This is a genomic window from Sporolactobacillus inulinus, from assembly GCF_006539285.1.
Taxonomy (GTDB): Bacteria; Bacillota; Bacilli; order Bacillales; family Sporolactobacillaceae; genus Sporolactobacillus; species Sporolactobacillus inulinus.
In genome coordinates, this window is the sequence record NZ_BJMS01000228.1 from 1 (window position 1) to 551 (window position 551).

The 551-nt window shown below is 40.3% G+C and carries 1 protein-coding gene; it reads left to right on the forward strand.

Annotated elements, in window-relative coordinates:
- Window positions 1-336 (forward strand): IS30 family transposase (locus tag SIN01_RS14870; RefSeq protein WP_141306183.1); only part of this gene is annotated, 336 nt, incomplete at its 5' end.
- Window positions 337-551: the final 215 nt, after the last annotated feature.

Below are 551 nucleotides of genomic sequence, written 5' to 3' on the forward strand. Positions count from 1 at the left end.
GAGAAATTAATTGAACTGTTCTCCCAATTGCCTCGACATCAGCGGCTGACCGTAACTCCCGATCGTGGCAAAGAATTTGCTTGGTATGACCAAGTCGCTAAGGCATGCGGCATGACTTTTTATTTTCCCAATCCACACGCCCCTTGGCAGCGAGGAAGTAACGAAAACACTAATGGACTACTAAGAGAGTATTTCCCTAAAGGACATGACTTTCACCAGGACAGTGATGCATCCATCGCACATGCCGTGAACGAATTAAATCACCGACCTCGCAAATGTTTGGGCTGGAAGACTCCTTTTGAGGTCTTTTATAATCAGGCGTTGCACTTAGTTTGACAATTCAAGGATAAATAAATATGTAAAGCTATTTTTCCTTATCTAGCAAGGACTAAAGATAATGATTTCAGAGATATTTCAGATGATGTTAGGACATCCATACTAAGGCGGAAAAAAATTCTAAATCACACAACTCCGTAAATGGCACTATTTTTAAGAATCTATTCCTGAAAGCCTGTTACATGTCTTTCAAGGGAAGGGCTATTATTTCTTTA